Origin of the sequence: Barnesiella sp. WM24, from assembly GCF_004570975.1 — a bacterium.
In the GTDB taxonomy this organism is placed as follows: Bacteria; Bacteroidota; Bacteroidia; order Bacteroidales; family Muribaculaceae; genus Muribaculum.
Map to the genome: position 1 here is coordinate 1 of NZ_SPPC01000008.1, position 17724 is coordinate 17724.

Annotated in this window: 15 protein-coding genes, 1 tRNA gene and 1 rRNA gene; 8 read left to right on the top strand and 9 right to left on the bottom strand. The window is 49.2% G+C overall.

The features are described 5' to 3' along the window. Window positions 1-91, top strand: a 5S ribosomal RNA gene (gene rrf, locus E4T81_RS09580); the annotation flags it as partial. A gap of 155 nt (window positions 92-246) precedes the next feature. Here rrf and E4T81_RS09585 read toward each other — a convergent pair. From E4T81_RS09585 to ruvX, 4 genes are all read right to left on the bottom strand, one after another. Beyond that, window positions 247-744, bottom strand: coding sequence for a PepSY-like domain-containing protein (locus tag E4T81_RS09585; RefSeq protein ID WP_135043966.1), 498 nt, complete (start codon window positions 742-744; stop codon window positions 247-249). Window positions 745-901: 157 nt separating this feature from the next. Next, the gene (gene ettA, locus E4T81_RS09590) at window positions 902-2587 is read right to left on the bottom strand and encodes an energy-dependent translational throttle protein EttA (RefSeq protein ID WP_135043968.1); all 1686 of its coding nucleotides are present in this window, start codon (window positions 2585-2587) and stop codon (window positions 902-904) included. 6 nt (window positions 2588-2593) lie between these two features. Continuing rightward, entirely contained in the window at window positions 2594-3157 is a 564-nt protein-coding gene (gene def / locus E4T81_RS09595; protein ID WP_135043970.1) for a peptide deformylase, read from the bottom strand. Next, a complete protein-coding gene (gene ruvX / locus E4T81_RS09600; protein WP_135043972.1) occupies window positions 3154-3579 on the bottom strand; it encodes a Holliday junction resolvase RuvX in 426 nt (141 codons plus the stop codon). Before ruvX ends, def begins: the two co-directional genes overlap by 4 nt. Before the next feature lie 210 nt (window positions 3580-3789). Between ruvX and E4T81_RS09605 the strand changes: the two genes are divergently transcribed. The 7 genes from E4T81_RS09605 to E4T81_RS09635 all read left to right on the top strand — a co-directional run bounded on the left by E4T81_RS09605 (window position 3790) and on the right by E4T81_RS09635 (window position 11907). Next, window positions 3790-3861, top strand: a tRNA-Met gene (locus E4T81_RS09605). A 145-nt stretch (window positions 3862-4006) separates the two neighbouring features. Then, window positions 4007-4999: an ROK family protein gene (locus E4T81_RS09610; protein WP_371683043.1), complete on the top strand. Its 993-nt coding sequence runs from the start codon at window positions 4007-4009 to the stop codon at window positions 4997-4999. 74 nt (window positions 5000-5073) lie between these two features. Then, on the top strand, window positions 5074-5484 hold the full coding sequence (locus E4T81_RS09615; protein WP_209308180.1) for a YkvA family protein: 411 nt from the start codon (window positions 5074-5076) through the stop codon (window positions 5482-5484). Between the two features lie 484 nt (window positions 5485-5968). Then, window positions 5969-7285: a DEAD/DEAH box helicase gene (locus E4T81_RS09620; protein WP_135043976.1), complete on the top strand. Its 1317-nt coding sequence runs from the start codon at window positions 5969-5971 to the stop codon at window positions 7283-7285. Between the two features lie 12 nt (window positions 7286-7297). Then, window positions 7298-8626: a glycosyltransferase family A protein gene (locus tag E4T81_RS09625; protein ID WP_135043977.1), complete on the top strand. Its 1329-nt coding sequence runs from the start codon at window positions 7298-7300 to the stop codon at window positions 8624-8626. Continuing rightward, window positions 8613-10619, top strand: a complete 2007-nt coding sequence (locus E4T81_RS09630; RefSeq protein WP_135043979.1) for a DUF4922 domain-containing protein — start codon at window positions 8613-8615, stop codon at window positions 10617-10619. The genes E4T81_RS09625 and E4T81_RS09630 overlap by 14 nt, the downstream gene beginning before the upstream one ends. After that, complete coding sequence (locus E4T81_RS09635; RefSeq protein WP_135043981.1) at window positions 10594-11907, top strand: MFS transporter; 1314 nt, start codon at window positions 10594-10596, stop codon at window positions 11905-11907. Before E4T81_RS09630 ends, E4T81_RS09635 begins: the two co-directional genes overlap by 26 nt. Before the next feature lie 55 nt (window positions 11908-11962). Here E4T81_RS09635 and E4T81_RS09640 read toward each other — a convergent pair whose 3' ends face one another. The 5 genes from E4T81_RS09640 to E4T81_RS09660 all read right to left on the bottom strand — a co-directional run bounded on the left by E4T81_RS09640 (window position 11963) and on the right by E4T81_RS09660 (window position 17719). Further along, window positions 11963-12814, bottom strand: coding sequence for an META domain-containing protein (locus E4T81_RS09640; RefSeq protein ID WP_135043983.1), 852 nt, complete (start codon window positions 12812-12814; stop codon window positions 11963-11965). Between the two features lie 77 nt (window positions 12815-12891). Continuing rightward, entirely contained in the window at window positions 12892-13656 is a 765-nt protein-coding gene (locus E4T81_RS09645; RefSeq protein WP_135043985.1) for an MBL fold metallo-hydrolase, read from the bottom strand. Beyond that, complete coding sequence (murB, locus tag E4T81_RS09650) at window positions 13653-14669, bottom strand: UDP-N-acetylmuramate dehydrogenase (protein ID WP_135043987.1); 1017 nt, start codon at window positions 14667-14669, stop codon at window positions 13653-13655. Before murB ends, E4T81_RS09645 begins: the two co-directional genes overlap by 4 nt. A gap of 9 nt (window positions 14670-14678) precedes the next feature. Further along, window positions 14679-15605: a hypothetical protein gene (locus E4T81_RS09655; RefSeq protein ID WP_135043989.1), complete on the bottom strand. Its 927-nt coding sequence runs from the start codon at window positions 15603-15605 to the stop codon at window positions 14679-14681. Next, window positions 15602-17719, bottom strand: coding sequence for a prolyl oligopeptidase family protein (locus E4T81_RS09660; protein ID WP_135043991.1), 2118 nt, complete (start codon window positions 17717-17719; stop codon window positions 15602-15604). Before E4T81_RS09660 ends, E4T81_RS09655 begins: the two co-directional genes overlap by 4 nt. Window positions 17720-17724: the final 5 nt, after the last annotated feature.

Below are 17724 nucleotides of genomic sequence, written 5' to 3' on the forward strand. Positions count from 1 at the left end.
GGGGCTCCACCTCTTCCCATTCCGAACAGAGAAGTTAAACCCCGCCACGCCGATGGTACTGCGAAAGTGGGAGAGTAGGTAACCGCCCCCTTCGAGGCTGCAAGCAACCCTTGCAGCCTCTTTTTTTACCCATACCCCAACCGATTATTGTGAATTCAGCATAGCGCTGCAGCGCCACACCCGCATTAAAGAAAAGGAGCTACACCGGGAAGTGCAGCTCCATGTTTAAAACTATTTAATTCTTGACTATTTCTGTGCAAGCAATTTGCCGTCAGTGCTGATGTAGAGCTCGTTTAGATTTGCTCCATCTGTAAGGTCTATGTCAAATCCGCGCTTCTCGCGGTCAATTTTTTCTATTTTGTCAGTTACTCCGAGTTCTGCCAGCTTTTTGTAGACATCGCGTGGCACTATCTTTTTTACTGCATCGGCAGATATGACCGAATTGTCGGGAGCCTCAATCTCCATTACCTTGCCCTGATAGTCAAATTCGATTTCAGTGCCGTCGGTCATTGTGAGGTCATAGTTTTCGGTGTTATAGTCCTTTTCGCAGCTTTTGGCATAGTGGTTTCCGTAGTAGTCCCTGACAAATTTTAATGCGCGTTCAGGCAGATTGTTCGGGTTGTAGCTTCCTGCGATTGCAGGACCTACACCGGTATTCAGTACCGGCATCTGTGCGTTTGCAATAAAACACCCGGCTGCAATAGCTGTAAGGGTGACAGATAGACATTTAGTAATACTTTTCATAACAGCTAAATTTTAGTTTTATCTCTCTAAGTGAATCATAATTATAACATGCGGCAGCGGAAAAATGTTTTATAACATGTTTTTTGAAGATAAAAGCGCGGGAAGAAGCATCCAATCTTCTTCCCGCGCCGGTATAGGATAAATTTTTATTCTGTAATTATTCCATCAGCTTTCTATAACGCTTGCGTGGCAGCTCTTTGCCACCGTTGCGAGCTTTCTTGTATTCCTCGTAGTCGGAGTAAGAGCCTTCATAGAACACAACATTTCCATCTCCTTCAAAAGAGAGGATATGAGTGCATATGCGGTCAAGGAACCAGCGGTCGTGGCTGACAACCACCGCGCAGCCCGCAAAGTCGTCAAGACCTTCTTCAAGCGCACGGAGCGTGTTTACGTCAATGTCGTTGGTCGGTTCGTCGAGAAGCAATACGTTGCCCTCCTCTTTAAGCGCCATTGCAAGGTGCAGGCGGTTTCTTTCTCCACCTGAGAGCACACCGATTTTCTTTTCCTGGTCAGCACCGGTAAAATTGAACTTAGAGAGGTAGGCGCGTGCGTTTATGTCTTTGCCGCCCATGCGGAATGTGTCAGTGCCTTGCGATATAACCTCATATACCGACTTGTCAGGAAGAAGGTCGTGGTGGGTCTGGTCTACATAAGCTATCTTTACAGTCTCTCCTACGTCGAAAGTTCCGTTATCGGGAGTTTCCTGTCCCATAATTAGGCGGAAGAGTGTTGTCTTTCCCGCTCCGTTAGGACCGATGACACCTACGATTCCATTTGGCGGAAGAGCGAAGCTGAGGTCGTTGAACAGTTGCTTCTTGCCGAATGCCTTGGCAAGATTTGTCGCTTCAATTACCTTGTTGCCGAGGCGCGGTCCATTGGGTATGAATATCTCAAGACGTTCTTCACGCGCTTTCTGGTCTTCGTTAAGCAGTCGGTCATAAGAGTTAAGTCGCGCTTTTCCTTTTGCCTGGCGTGCCTTTGGAGCCATGCGCACCCATTCAAGCTCACGTTCAAGAGTCTTGCGGCGTTTGCTTGCCTGCTTCTCTTCCTGGGCCATGCGTTTCGTCTTCTGGTCAAGCCATGATGTGTAATTTCCTTTCCAGGGAATGCCTTCGCCACGGTCAAGCTCGAGAATCCATCCTGCCACGTGGTCGAGGAAGTAGCGGTCGTGGGTGATGGCGATTACTGTGCCGGGATATTGCTGCAGATGCTGCTCAAGCCAGTCGATGGACTCTGCGTCAAGGTGGTTGGTAGGCTCGTCAAGGAGCAGCACGTCGGGCTGTTGCAGCAGAAGGCGGCAGAGGGCCACGCGTCGGCGCTCTCCTCCCGACAGGGTGGATATTACCTGGTCGTCGGGCGGACATTGCAGCGCGTCCATTGCGCGTTCGAGCTTGCTGTCGATATTCCATGCGTCGGCGGCATCGAGTTTGTCCTGAAGCTCAGCCTGGCGCGCTATGAGCGCATCCATCTTGTCGGGGTCTTCAAGCACGTCGGGGTCGGCAAATGCCTCGTTTACTTTGTCAAATTCGGCAAGAAGGTCCATTATCGGCTGCACGCCCTCGCGCACCACTTCGATTACCGTCTTGTCAGGATCGAGTTTAGGCTCCTGCTCAAGATAGCCCACTGAGTAACCGGGTGAAAACACCACTTCTCCTTGATATTGCTTGTCAATGCCGGCGATAATTTTCAGTAGAGAAGACTTACCCGAGCCGTTAAGACCGATTATACCTATTTTTGCACCGTAGAAGAAAGATAGGTATATGTCTTTCAACACTTGCTTCTGAGGTGGATATATCTTGCTGACACCCACCATTGAAAATATGATTTTCTTGTCGTCTGCCATAGATTGTTATTTCTTTTTGGGGGCGTAGCGCACCGGATAGTCGACGCGTTTTTTGCCCGAGATTATATTGTTGAGTTTACTTCTGATAAGCTGTCGGCGAATGGGGGAGATATGGTCGATATAGAGTTTTGCCTCAAGGTGGTCACACTCGTGTTGCACTATTCTGGCAAGAAATCCTGAAATCTCCTCTTCGTGAGGTTCAAAATTCTCGTCAACCCATTTCAGGCGGATATGTTCTACACGTGGCACAGCCTCGCTTAGGTCGGGCAGGCTGAGGCAACCCTCGTCACGTGTCACCGTCTCTCCGTCGAGCACCTCGACCACGGGATTTATAAGCGTGAATTTCTTACCCTCACATTCCGGAAAGTGTTCAGACACAGGCGAGGCGTCAATCACGACAATGCGGTCGTTTTTCCCGATTTGCGGGGCGGCGAGTCCTACACCTTCCGAATAATACATTGTTTCCCACATGTCGGCGACAAGGGTCTTCAGGTCCGGATAGTCAGGAGTGATATCCTTAGATTCTTTGCGGAGCACAGGGTGTCCGTACAGGTATATCGGTAATTTCATTGGTTATATGTTTTACTTTGTATATAGTCATTAAGTATTATTGTCGCTGCCATTTCATCGACTGCCGCCTTGTCCCGGCGTCTGCTTTTACGCATACCGCTGTCAATCATCGCCCGGTGAGCTATTGCCGAAGTGAATCGCTCGTCAAAAAACTCAATCCTGATATTTTCAGGCAGTGCAGCCCGCAATTTACGTATCCCGGGCTCGATGTAGCGCATCGATTCCGAGGGAGCGCCCTGCATTGTGGTCGGTTTGCCGACGACGATTATGTCTACCGGTTCGCGCGCCACGTAAGCTGTGACATACTCTGTCAGCTTATGGGTGGGCACTGTGTCGAGTCCGGTGGCGACAATACGCAGCGTGTCGGTCACGGCGATGCCGCAACGCTTCCTTCCATAGTCAATAGACATAAGTCTTCCCATACCACAAAGTTACTCAATCTCCGCGTCCTGTGCAAATATCAGTTGTCGTGTGTCATGAAATCTGAGCCGGGGCGGCAGTTGCGGATGGTGATTCCTGCTTCTCCCGAGCCCTTGTAAATCACCATAGTAATATATTTTAACACAAAAACATGAAGAAATATTTGGATAGTTCAAATAAACTCCATAACTTTGCACTCACAAAAATAACATCGCGGGATGGAGCAGTGGTAGCTCGTTGGGCTCATAACCCAAAGGTCGCAGGTTCGAGTCCTGCTCCCGCCACTCAATGAGGATTGACTTTCGGGTCAATCCTCTTATTTTTTGTCAAATTTGTCTACTTTCGATATTCTTTACTTTGAGTTTCCGCTTTTTTAGCTATCTTTGTGGAGCAACTTTACATTCAGTTAACCTATTAATGTTAGAAAAGATGAAACCTTATGTAGTAGGTATCGACATAGGTGGTACCAACACAGTATTCGGGATAGTTGACGCGAGGGGCAATGTCATTGCCAGCAATTCGATAAAGACCGGCAAGCATGCCGATGTCAACGACTACATTGCGGAGCTGAAAGACGCTCTTAATTCCTTGATCGAGGCACATGATGCAAAAGATAAGATAGCAGGTATCGGTGTCGGTGCGCCTAATGCCAATTATTTTACCGGCATGATTGAGGATGCTCCCAATTTGCCATGGAAAGGCAAAGTGCCTTTGGCTCACTTGCTTCACGAAGCTTTTGGAGTGCCTGTGGCGATAACCAATGATGCAAACGCTGCAGCGATAGGCGAGATGACCTATGGAGTGGCGCGCGGCATGAAAGACTTTATCATGATAACACTTGGCACAGGAGTCGGCAGCGGAATCGTGGTAAACGGTCAGCTTGTATATGGACATGACGGATTTGCCGGAGAGCTTGGTCATGTCATCGTGAAACCTTCCAACGGACGCATGTGTGGATGTGGCAGGACCGGATGTCTTGAGGCATATTGCTCTGCGACAGGCGTGGCGCGTACAGCCCGCGAGTTCCTTGAAATCCGTACCGAGCCGTCAAAACTGCGTGATTTTCCTATCGAAGAGATTACATCAAAGGATGTATATGACGCCGCCATGTCGGGCGACAAGCTTGCAAAAGATGTGTTCCAGTACACCGGCGACATCATGGGACGTGCGTTTGCCGATTTTATCGCATTCTCAAGCCCTGAGGCAATTGTGCTGTTTGGCGGTCTTGCCCGTTCGGGAGAATTGCTTATGAAGCCTATAAAGGAATCTCTTGACCGCAACATCCTGCCGATATTCAAGGGAAAGACAAAGCTGTTGCTTTCTGAACTGAAGGAGAGTGATGCGGCAGTGCTTGGCGCGAGCGCCCTCGGCTGGGAGGCTCGTCAGACTCCGTCGCCTTCGTCAGCGCAACCCGTTTTATGATAAAATTTGACAAATAATTGTTATATGAGAGACGGGGTGTTAATCTCCGTCTCTCAATTTATTATAGGTTGACTATGGAAAGACAGGATGATAAGCATGATTTTTTACCGAGCAGGCAGGTGCTGCTGAAGTTTGACAAATGGTATTCGCGCACAAAGTTATTTGACAAGATAAGCCGTGTGGCAAAAAAGGCGGGAGTAAAGGGAGTCTATGCGGCACTTTTGCTCTATTACGCGCTTGCCGACGGGAAGGTGCCTCTTCGTGACAAGATTATTGTGGTAGGGGCTCTCGGTTATTTTATCTGTCCTACTGACTTTATTCCCGATATTCTGGGACCGCTGGGCTATACGGACGACATCAGTGCGCTCATGTGGGCACTGTCACGCATATGGAACAATATTACCCCGTCGACCCATGAAAGGGCGAAGTCGCGCCTGCGCCAATGGTTTCCTTCTATAGATGAGTCTGACCTCACTCTGTTTTAATAATGTGTAATGAAACGCGGAGACTGTTAAAATCCGGATTAAATATTTGCCCATTTCTACATTCTGGACGGGAAAATATTATAGATATTACTGTAAAATGCTGATAAATATAAACTTATATAAATTAATAAAGGGATGTCTCACGACATCCCTTTACGTTTAAACCTTTATCTTAATCTAATACTATGAAAAACACACTCACAAATGTAGGCATTTTTTCCGAAACCGCACAAATTTTTCACGCTATATTAACATCTTTTTTGATAAAATTAGTTGAAAATATCTTATTGAATACCTGTTGTTAACATTTGTAAACGATTTATTGTCGTCGGTACAATAACATGCTTCTAAATTTGCTCATTTCTCATGATTGATTATCTTTGTAGACAGGTAAACCGAAAAAGTAGGTTGGCGTGAATATTTAAAGAAGTGTCATCCTGCAGTGTTTACCTCATGTAAAATAAATATTAATGATTGATTAAATATGAAACAATCCGTAATACTTGAAAATATTTCCTCGCGTCTCGGCATTGCCGAGTTGAATCCGATGCAGCGGGAGCTGATGTCATCGCAGGCTCATGATGTGGTGCTTTTATCGCCCACCGGCTCCGGCAAGACCGTTGCATTTACAATCTCAATGCTTCAGGCTCTCGGAAAGCCTAAGGGAGAGGTGCAGGCTGTAGTCATAGCCCCTTCCCGCGAGCTTGTAATGCAGATTTACCGCGTTGTGCGTGAAGTCGCCACCGGCTATAAGACTGTGGCGCTTTATGGCGGACATTCGATGACTGATGAAAAAAACTCCCTGACCCCCGTACCCGACATTGTAATCGCTACGCCGGGACGTCTTCTCGACCATCTAAACCGAAAACTTCTCGACTTGTATAATACAAAGGTGCTTGTACTTGATGAATATGACAAGTCGCTTGAACTTGGCTTTCACGACGAGATGAGGAAAATACTGCGGCTTATGCCAAATCTTAGCCGCACGGTGCTCACTTCGGCTACTCCGCTTTCCGACAGGCTGCCTGAGTTCATGAAGGTTAAAAATCCCGTGGTCATGGATTTCCTGTCATCTGTGGCAAAACCGCGCACACGCATGTCGGTCGTCAGGGTAGAGAGTCCGGCTAAGGATAAAGTCGATACGCTTGTAGATCTTTTAAAGTCGCTTCCTAATGGCAGGGTGATTGTTTTTGTAAACCATCGCGAGAGTGCCACGCGACTATATGACCACTTGAAAAAAGCCGGTTTGCCTGTAGGCATCTATCATGGCGCGCTTGACCAGAATGACCGTGAGAAGGCTGTGGACCTGCTTAATAACGGCACGACCCCTGTGCTTGTGTCGACCGATCTTGGGGCAAGAGGTCTTGACATCGAAGAGGTGAAATCGATAATACATTACCACATGCCCCTGACAAAGGAGACCTGGACTCACCGTAACGGCCGCACGGCACGAGTCGATGCGACTGGTACGATATATGTCATCACGTCGGAGTCCGATAATATTCCTGACTACGTTACGTTTGACCGCTCTTATGTGCCTACCGGCACATCTGCCGACCCGATACATGCCGACTGTGCGACGCTTTATTTCAGCGCCGGCAGAAAAGAGCGTATCTCGCGAGGTGACATAGCCGGATTTCTAATGAAGACAGGCGGTCTTGCCGCTGACGAGGTGGGGCGTATCATAGTGCGTGACCACTCGGCTATAGTCGCAGTCCCTGCCGGCAAGGCTGACTCGGTCCTGCGCACAGTCGCTACTGAAAAAATCAAGGGCAAGAGAGTGAAGATTTCTAAATTGTAAAGATATATACATATGATTAATATAGAGCCGCTGTGTGACACCCGCAGCCTGAAATCGCTTATTACCTGTGTTGACAGTGATTATGTCATGGTGTCATTGTCAGTTGCCGGAGAAAATGTGATTCCTATGCCTGATGCCGGGCATCGCATGGAGCAGGTTGCCCGCATGACAGGCGCAGCCATGGTTTATGCTGATTTCTATGATGTCAATGTTGACGGCAGCCTGTCGCTTCATCAGCTTATCGACTGTCAGGAAGGGGCACTGCGCGATGACTTTGATTTCGGCAAACTGTTGTTGATTGATTCCCGCGCTTTAGTCAATGCGTCGGGGGCGATTGTCAGGGATTACCGTTATGCCGCGTTCTATGCGCTGCGTCTTGCTTTGTCACGGCAAGGTCCGGTCACACATCTTTCAGAGCCTGTCTACAAAGTAGAATCGGCATCGGGAGCGGTGTCACAATTTGATTATGTCGACCCCCGTAACCGGGAAGTCCAGATTGAGATGGAGCATGCCTGTTCCGACCACTTGAAGGCTGTAGGCGCATATCTTAATCCGGTCAATGATGATGTGGATTTTACGGGCGACTATCCCGTCGAGGCTTCCGTTGTTATACCTGTAAGAAACCGTCGGTCGACAATCATGGATGCCGTGGAGAGTGCCTTGTCGCAGGAAACGTCGTTCACTTACAATGTCATAGTTGTTGACAATCATTCTACCGACGGCACTACTGAGGTGCTGCAGGATTTGGCTAAGAGAGACAGCCGCCTGTGTCATATCGTGCCTGAGATTACCGGACTCGGTATAGGAGGCTGCTGGAATCTTGCTGTCAATTCGCCCTGTTGCGGGCGTTTTGCGGTGCAGCTTGACAGTGACGACATCTACTCGTCGGCATCCACGCTACAGCGCATTGTAGATAAATTCCATGCCGAGCGTTGTGCGTTGGTGGTCGGGGCTTATACGCTTACTGACTTTGATCGCAACGTCTTGGCTCCCGGATTGATTTCCCATGATGAATGGAGCGATGAAAACGGTCGTAACAACGCGTTGCGTATAAACGGCTTCGGTGCGCCACGCGCCTTTTTTACCGGACTGGCAAGGAAAATACTATTTCCTGACACGAGCTATGGGGAAGACTATGGCATGTGTCTTGCCATGTCGCGATGTCATAAGGTTGGCAGGATTTATGATTCTCTGTATCTCTGCCGCCGCTGGTCGGGCAATTCCGATGCGGCTCTCTCACTTGAAGCGGTTAACCGTAACAATATGTATAAAGACCGATTGCGCACATGGGAACTTATGGAGCGTAAGAGATTAAACCTTCAGCGTGATGAAGAGAAGTGACATAGACCTGTTTATATCAAGGCAGCTTGACTCATGGAGAGAGGCTGCCATTCGTCATGAGGCGTTATGTTCAGTCAAGACAAAAAGCGTGTGTGTCGGCGATACAGAGTGGAAAGTCATGTTTAATCCTGCAAGAAGTGTCAGCACTAATGCTAAGGTCGACGAGGAGTCGATAAAGGCGCGCCGGTGTTTTCTGTGTGCGGAAAATCGTCCGGAAATGCAGTCTTCGGTCAGATGGAGAGACTATGACATACTTGTCAATCCGTTTCCGGTTTTTCCCGGTCATCTGACAATCGTGTTGAGGGCTCATGAAAGGCAGCTGCTGTCGGGGAGGGTTGACGATTTTGTCGACCTCGCCGCTGAGCTTGCGGGATATACCGTGTTTTATAATGGTGCGGGATGTGGTGCGTCTGCACCCGATCACTGTCATTTTCAGGCAGTGCCTGAAGAATACCTTCCGTTGAATAGGGAATATCCCTTCCGCAGGATTTATTTTACCGGTGACTTGGACATGGTGAAGAAGCAGATGGGGCAAGCTATAGCGTCATTGCCGCTTGCCGGCTATGAAGAGCCGCAGTTTAATGCCGCGGTACATCACCGAGGTGACGGGACTTATGAGGCTGTGATAGTGCCTCGGGTCGCCCACCGTCCTTCATGTTATGATAAAGTGAAGATAAGTCCGGGGGCGATAGACATGCTCGGCACCGTTATCACTACCTCCGCAGCCGATTATGATGCTGTCAACGGGGAGTTGCTTGCTTCCGTGTTTTCAGAAGTGGCTGTAGTGGATGAGACGCCTGTATTGCGGGTAGGCATCATGAGCGCAAAGGAAGTGAATTATTCTCTTCACGGTGAATACATAAGGGAGGGCGACACATTTTTTCCGTCATCTCCCGATTGCTGGTTTGAGCTTGACGATGTGACAATCGGTGTGGATTTTCATTGGGAACGCAAGGAGTGTCAGCGTTTTCACGGAGCCTTGCAGCTTATGAAGGGAGATGACGGGATGGAGACTGCGGTCAACATAATTTCGGTAGAAGAGTATCTGATGAGTGTAATCTCTTCCGAGATGAGTGCGGAGGCATCACCGGCACTGCTACGCGCCCATGCAGTGATTTCACGGAGCTGGGTGCTCGCCCAGTTGGGCGCGAAGAAGCTTCCGTCGTCAAACACCTGCACGGTCAGTGACGCAGAGACTGTAAAATGGTATGATCATGACGACCATGCCGGATTTGATGTGTGTGCCGATGACCATTGTCAGCGTTATCAGGGTATTACTAGGGTTACACGTTCGGAGGCACGCGATGCGGTCATGGAGACACGCGGGGAGGTGATGATTGCCGGAGGCAGGTTGTGTGACACCCGTTTCTCAAAATGTTGCGGAGGCGCTTTTGAGGAATTTGAGAATTGCTGGGAACCGGTAAGACATAGCTATCTTGTTGGGGCGAGGGATCTTTTGCCTGCCGGTTCACTGCCTGACTTGCGCATCGAGGCGGCGGCATGTGACTGGATAATGTCGCGCCCTGACGCGTTTTGCTCGCGTGCCACTCCCGGCATATTGCGTCAGGTATTGAATGACTATGACCGTGCGACAACTGATTTTTATCGTTGGAAGGTCGATTATAGTGTTGAGGAACTGTCGGCGATTGTCCGTGAACGGTCTGGTATTGATTTCGGTGATATAGTCGAGCTGCGTCCGCTTGCGCGCGGCACATCGGGCAGGATATACCGTCTTGAGATTGTCGGGACAAAGCATACCCACATCGTGGGAAAGGAGCTTGAGATACGCCGCTGGCTCTCCCGCAGCCATCTTTACAGCTCGGCATTTGTGCCGGTCAGGACCGATGCCGGGTTTACGCTCTACGGCGCGGGATGGGGACATGGTGTCGGTTTGTGCCAGATTGGTGCTGCAGTGATGGGAGCTGAGGGTTATGATTATCGTGAAATACTACTACATTATTTTAAGGATGCTGAAATCAAGAAACTCTACTGACCGTCGTGTCTCGCCCTGGAGTTGGGTGTCGACGCTCTATTTTGCGCAGGGGCTGCCTTATGTGGCGGTGATGACTATCTCGGTGATAATGTATAAGCGTCTTGGTATATCCAACACTGATATAGCGCTCTATACCTCGTGGTTGTATCTGCCGTGGGTGATAAAGCCATTCTGGAGTCCGGTGGTCGATCTGTTCCGGACAAAGCGATGGTGGATTATAATGATGGAATTGCTTATCGCAATCGGGTTTGCCGGAGTTGCGTTTACTATACCGGCTACATTTTTCTTCCAGTCCACGCTTGCCGTGTTCTGGGCTATCGCTTTTGTAAGTGCTACCCATGACATAGCTGCCGACGGCTATTATATGATTGCATTGTCGGAGCATGACCAGTCGTTTTATGTCGGTATACGCAGTACGTTTTATCGCATATCCACCATCGTCGGTCAAGGACTGCTGGTTATGCTTGCCGGATACATAGAGAGCCGCAATGACGCGGTTTTGCCGGGAGAAAGCATGGATTATACACCTCTTGCATGGATGGTGGTCATGGCTGTGCTGTCGGTATTTTTTCTTCTGGTCTCGCTTTACCACCGGCTCGTCTTGCCGCGCTCTGCCTCCGATCATCCGGTGCCCGGAGTGACATTGCGTAATGTCGGGAAGGAATTCCTTTCGACATTCATTTCATTTTTTAAGAAACCTAATGTAGGCGTGGCTGTCGCTTTTATGCTGCTTTACCGCTTCCCGGAGGCACAGCTTGTAAAGATGATAAATCCGTTTTTGCTTGACGGCAGGGATGTGGGCGGTCTTGGGCTTTCTACGGCTCAGGTAGGTTTTGTATATGGCACGATAGGTATCATCGGGCTTACACTCGGGGGTATCGTCGGAGGTATAGTGGCTGCCCGCGGCGGATTGAAGAAGTGGCTTATGCCTATGGCCTGGAGCATTTCGCTGACTTGCGGGACATTCTTGTATCTTGCCATTGTGCAGCCCGACGACATGCTGTCGGTCAACATATGTGTGTTTGTTGAGCAGTTTGGCTATGGTTTCGGATTCACTGCTTACATGCTGTATCTCATTTATTTCAGTGAAGGACCGTTCCGCACGGCACATTACGCCATATGCACCGGTTTTATGGCCCTTGGCATGATGTTGCCCGGCATGATGGCGGGATGGTTGCAGGAGATGATGGGGTATTGTGGATTTTTCTGGTGGATTATTGGCTGCTGTGTGGCTACAATAGCCGTGACATCGCTGATAAAGGTCCCGGCATCTTTCGGCAAAAAATAAGAGCCGGTTTTTTAACCGGCTCTGTTATCTGCTGTAGGATTGTCGACAGGGCGTGTTACTGACGCTCGACATCCACTTTTTTCAACACCAGTACGGGGGTGTTGTTCTTGTCCATCATTACAACCGTGCCGGTTCTGCCTTTCTTGGCATATTCAACACTTTCGAGCGCGACAAGAAGGGCTGTCTCTCCCTTCATGATTTCCTCCGGACATGCCATGCGTGTTGTTCCGAGATTCTGGAATTGAATGGAGTTGGACTTGTCAGGGTCAATCATTAGTGAGCCGTTGACAATATTGCATCCGGTGTTGCCATGAAGTTTCTGTTCCTGAATGTCGATGACCATCTGCATGTCGGGGTTGTCATATGCCTTGCCGTTTATTTCCGATACTTCCCATGTGCCGTTCAGGAAGTCCATGTTGTGTTTGCGGAGAGTCATCAGATTTGCTCCCTTGCTGTCGCGTAGCTCAAGATAATACTCGTGACCTTTTTTTGTTATGTCAAATGACTGTACTGCCGCAAGCGCCAGATTGATAGCCTGTTCATAAGGAGCGTCGTGACACATCATCATTGTCGAGATGACATTGCCTATCTTTAACTTTGAGCCTCCTGAAAGTTCAAAATCGCCATTTATGATATTACAGCCGTTTGAGCCATATATTCTGTGGTCATCCATGTTGAAGTTGATGTAGGGGCGTGTCTCTCCTGTCACCTTGTTGCCGCCTACGGTGTAGACAGTCCATTCACCGGCGAGAGCGTCTGACGAAATCTTTGAGTGGTTGGGTTGCGTTACAACCGGTTGTTGTGTCGTTGTCTGAGATTGGGTACCGGTACTTTTTTTAGTCACTCCACAAGATGTGACGAGCGATGCAATGATTGTCATGCCGGCTATAAGTCTGAATTTATTCATGTCAATTTAATTTAGTGATTGTATAATATAGTGACGTTTTACCACTGATAAAGTTTAATGGAAGGCTGAAAATCTTATTACGGAATTTCAATTGTCAGATTGTCATATGCCATATGTATGCCCGGCGGTAGTGTCGGCTCTATTTCAGCCTGCCGGCCTATCGCATCGGCAAAATGAGTGAGATAGGTGACTCTCGGCCTGATGCGGGTAATTGCCGCTATCGCTTCGTCAAGAGTCATGTGGGATAGATGCTCTTTTTTTCGCAGGGCATTGATTACAAGTGTGTCAATGCCTTCCATCAGTCGGAATGTTTCGTCGGGGATGGTCTTGGCATCGGTGATATAGGCAAAATTGTCTATGCGGAAGCCTACTATCGGGAGCTTGTGGTGCATTACAGGCAGGGGCGTTATCTTGATGTCACCGACGGCAAACGGCTTGTCGCTTATCTCATGGATGTCAAATGTAGGCACTCCGGGATAGAGATGTTTACGGAAGCAGTAGGGGACACGGTTGCGTAAATCCTCGGCTACGTCAGGCTTGCAGTAAAGGGGAAATCCATTGTCGGTTGAGTAGCAATAGGGGCGGAGGTCGTCAATCCCTCCTACATGGTCATAGTGGCTGTGGGTGAGCAGGGCGGCTTCAAGTCGGGGCGCTCCGGCGTTTATGATTTGCTGTCTGAAATCGGGACCGCAGTCGATAAGCAGATTTTTGTCGCCGACAGTTACGATGGCCGAAGCACGAAGGCGCTTGTCATGCTGATCGGTTGAAATGCATGTCGGGCATGTGCAGCCTATCTGTGGCACACCGGTGGATGTGCCGGTGCCGAGAAATCTCAGTTTCATAGCTTCCCTATTATGTTTACCTCGGGCGAAAGCGTTATGCCGAATTTTGCAGCGACTTTTTCCCTGATTTCACCGAAGAGAGCCACCACATCGGCAGCCGTGGCGTCACCATTGTTTACTATCACGAGACATTGGCGTGGATATACCTGTGCGCCTCCTGTTGATTTTCCTTTCATTCCGGTGTTTTCAATCAGCCATGCTGCGGGAATTTTCACTCCGTCAGGTGTAGGGTAGGAGGGTGTTTCCGGATATTCGGCTTTCAGCTCGTTGTACTTCTCAATTGTTACAACCGGATTTTTAAAGAATGAGCCTGCGCTACCGAGCCGGTCAGGCTCCGGAAGTTTTGACCGGCGTATCTCTATCACACGGTTTCTTACATCGCGCAGCGTCAGCCCGTCAACCGAGGCAAGCTCTTTCAATGGACCGTAATCAAGGGTGAAGTGCTTTTCTCGCGACAACCGGTACACAACATCGGTGACAATATATCTTCCGGCAAAATCCTTGGTCTTGAAGATGCTGTGGCGGTAACCGTAGTCACACTCTTCCGCCTGAAATATCATTTCGTCGCCTGTTGCGGTGTCGATTGTAAAAACTTCGCTGATGAGGTCTTTTGCCTCTACTCCGTAGGCTCCTACATTCTGTACTGCCGACGCGCCGGCTTCTCCCGGGATGTAGGATAGGTTTTCGGCTCCATAGAGATTATGCTCGATACAATACTCTACGAAGCTGTCCAAATTCACACCTGCCGACACTTTCAGATATACATCGCTTCCCGTTTCCCGGGCTATTGCTATCTGCCGTATGGCGGAGTGCATTACAAGCCCGTCATAGTCTTCTGTGAACAGCAGATTGCTGCCGCCTCCTATGTGCAGGCGCGACATGCCGGCATATGCCGGTGCAGTGAGCAGGCTCCGCAGTTCGTCGATACTTTCATATTCGGCATATATGCGGGCTTTTACGGGTATATGAAATGTCGTTACCCCTGTAAGGTCAAAGTCATGGGATATTTTCATCGGTCAGTGTTAGTTTCTGAAACTTTGGAGTATTCCGTCGTCAAATATCAGATAGATTCCGTTTTCGTAGGTCCATAGTTCCCTCATTGTGCTTATGCCCGGTCTACGGTCAATTGAGGCCGGTGAGCCGAGAGCGAGCCTGCACTCCTCACGGGTCATGTATAGGGCTACTTTTCCGCGTATGATATTATTCCAGGTCTCGTCAGTGATATTTGGATAGCGCTTGTGGGGATCGTCAAAATAGAATAGCGAGGCAAAGTCGCGCGCTCCTTTGGCGGCATCGCCCGCTGACATGTAGAGGTAGGCGGGATGCAGATTTTCTGATGCCGGCGTAAATTGCAGTTTTACGGGATAGACTGTATTGCCAGGCAGCACATCGGTAATTTTTACCGGTATAAATTTGTTGCCGCGCAGAGCCGCGCCATTGTCGTCAAACCATGTCGAGGTGCGTATGTAATAAGTGTTTCCGAGCAAAGCCTTTTTTACATCATCCACGATAGATGTCTCCACGGTAAACGGAATCTCAATTTTTCTGCGCTTGTCAAGCTCGTCGGAGGGTGCTTGTATGCGGTATCTCACTTCGTCGCCTGCCTGATTGAGAAAGATGAGCTCTGTGTCAGGTTTCCCTGTCATCGAGGGCAATTCATGAGATGACTGAAATTCTATATATTCAGTGGCTTTCGGATAGGATTTGCTCCCGGGTTCGAGAGCAAGGCTTATCTTGTCGTCGGTAACATAAAAAAGTTTGCCTTTTTCCCAGTCCGACAGTTGCTGAGGAGCGATGTCTTTTAGGAAACGCTCTTCATCGCTTGCGACAGCCTGCTGACGCTTAACGTCGTCGGCAGTGATTTTAGGAGTGCTCTCGATGCCGGTGAAACAACCCGACATCGAGAGCATCATGATTATTGAGATCAGAAGAGAGCAGCCTTTCATCATTCAGCAGTGGGGTCGATGCCCAGATTGTAGAAGATGAATGAATAGATGTCGGCATACTCGTCGATTACCTTTGACACGGGTTTTCCGGCGCCATGTCCTGCCTTGGAGTCGATTCTGATTATTTTAGGCTGTGACCCGGTGTCGCTTGCCTGCAGTGTAGCCGCATACTTGAATGAGTGGGCGGGCACTACACGGTCGTCATGGTCGGCGGTGGTGACCATGATTGCGGGGTAGGGTGTACCGTCATTCTTTATGTTGTGTACAGGTGAATAGTCGAGCAGATACTTTGCCATCTCGGGCGAGTCGGCGCTGGTGCCGTAGTCAGAAGCCCAGTTCCAGCCGATAGTGAAGAGATGATAGCGCATCATGTCCATTACGCCTACACGCGGGATTGCCACTTTGAAAAGGTCGGGGCGCATGTTGACAGTGGCTCCTACAAGAAGTCCGCCGTTAGAACCTCCCTCGATTGTAAGTAATTCAGGATTGGTCCAGCCTTCTTTTATCATGTATTCGGCAGCCGCGATAAAGTCGTTGAACACGTTAAGCTTCTGCTGCTTTGTACCGGCAAGATGCCACGGCTCTCCATATTCGCCTCCTCCGCGGAGGTTTGCCTGGGCGTAGATGCCTCCGTTTTCAAGCCATAATATACGCTGAGCCGAGAATCCGGGATTGAGCGAGACATTGAAGCCTCCGTAGCCGTAAAGATAAACCGGATTCTTGCCGTCGCGTTTCAATCCTTTCTTGTAGGTGATGAACATAGGTATCTTGGTGCCGTCGGCAGAAGGGTAGAATACCTGTTCTGTCACGTAATCATCGCTTTTGAAGCCTTCGATTTCTGTAGCCTTGTAGAGTTCTGACTTTCCTGTCGACAAGTCGTAACGGTAAATCTCTGAAGGATAGATGAAAGAGGTGAAGGTGTAGAACACCTCGTCATGCTTTTTGCTTGACGAGAATCCTGCCGAGCCTACGCTCGGAAAATGAATTTCGTTAAGCAGTTTGCCGTCACGTGAGTAGAGATATGACTTGCTTGCCGCGTCGATGTCATAAGAGAGGATGAGTTTGTCATCGGCAAAATCTACACCTGTCAAGACTCCTTTTTGCTCAGCCACGAGCTCTTTCCAGTTTTCGCGTTGAGGTGCATTTACAGGAGCTGTCATCAAGCGATAGCGCGGCGCTCCGTAGTTGGTGTAGATAATCAGGGTGTCGTTGATTACGTCAAGCACCGATATTTCATAATCCTGCGACGGTTCAATGGTGACCCATCCGGCATTTTTCTCTTTTAGATTTTTCATCATCACTGATTCACCGAGACCTTCGCCTCCGCCGTAGATGAAGATTACCGATTCATCTTCAGGCACGTAGGCTGAATGGAAGTGAAGTGGATGAGCCTTGTCTTCAAACACAAGGATGTCTTCGCTCTGCGGGGTGCCGAGCTTGTGATAGTACACCCTGTGGTTTTCATTGGCGTTGGAAAATTCTTTTCCTCCTGTCGGACGGTCATATGCGCTGTAATAGAATCCGTTGCCGTCCCAGTTGGCTCCGGTGAACTTCGCCCATTCAATATGGTCGGGCAAGAGTTGGCGGGTCTCTGTGTCCATTACATAGATTTCGGTCCAGTCAGAGCCGCTGCGGGAGATGGTGTAGGCGGTATATTTCCCGTCATTGGAGATGCTTACTCCGGTAAGCGCCACTGTGCCGTCATCGCTTAGCTTGTTGGGGTCGAGAAACACTTCCGCTTTCTCTCCGAGTTTGCGGGTGCGGTATAATACCGACTGATTCTGCAGCCCGTCATTTTCATAGAAGTAATACCATCCGTCGCGTTTTGACGGCATGCCCGACTTATGGTAGTCAAACAGTGAGGTAAGACGCTTGCGCAGTGTCTCGCGGAACGGTATTTTAGACAGGTAGTCCTCGGTGACGCCACGCTCGGCTTCCACCCATTTAAGGGTGGTTGCCGATGTGTCGTTTTCCAGCGGGCGATAGGGGTCTTTAACCTCCATGCCAAAATAATTGTCGGTCGTGTCAGATTTTGGAGCTTCCGGATAATTCAGCTCCCCGGCTGTCACGCCTGTTGCTATCAATGCCATTACCGGAAGTATTATGGATTGTTTCATTGTTG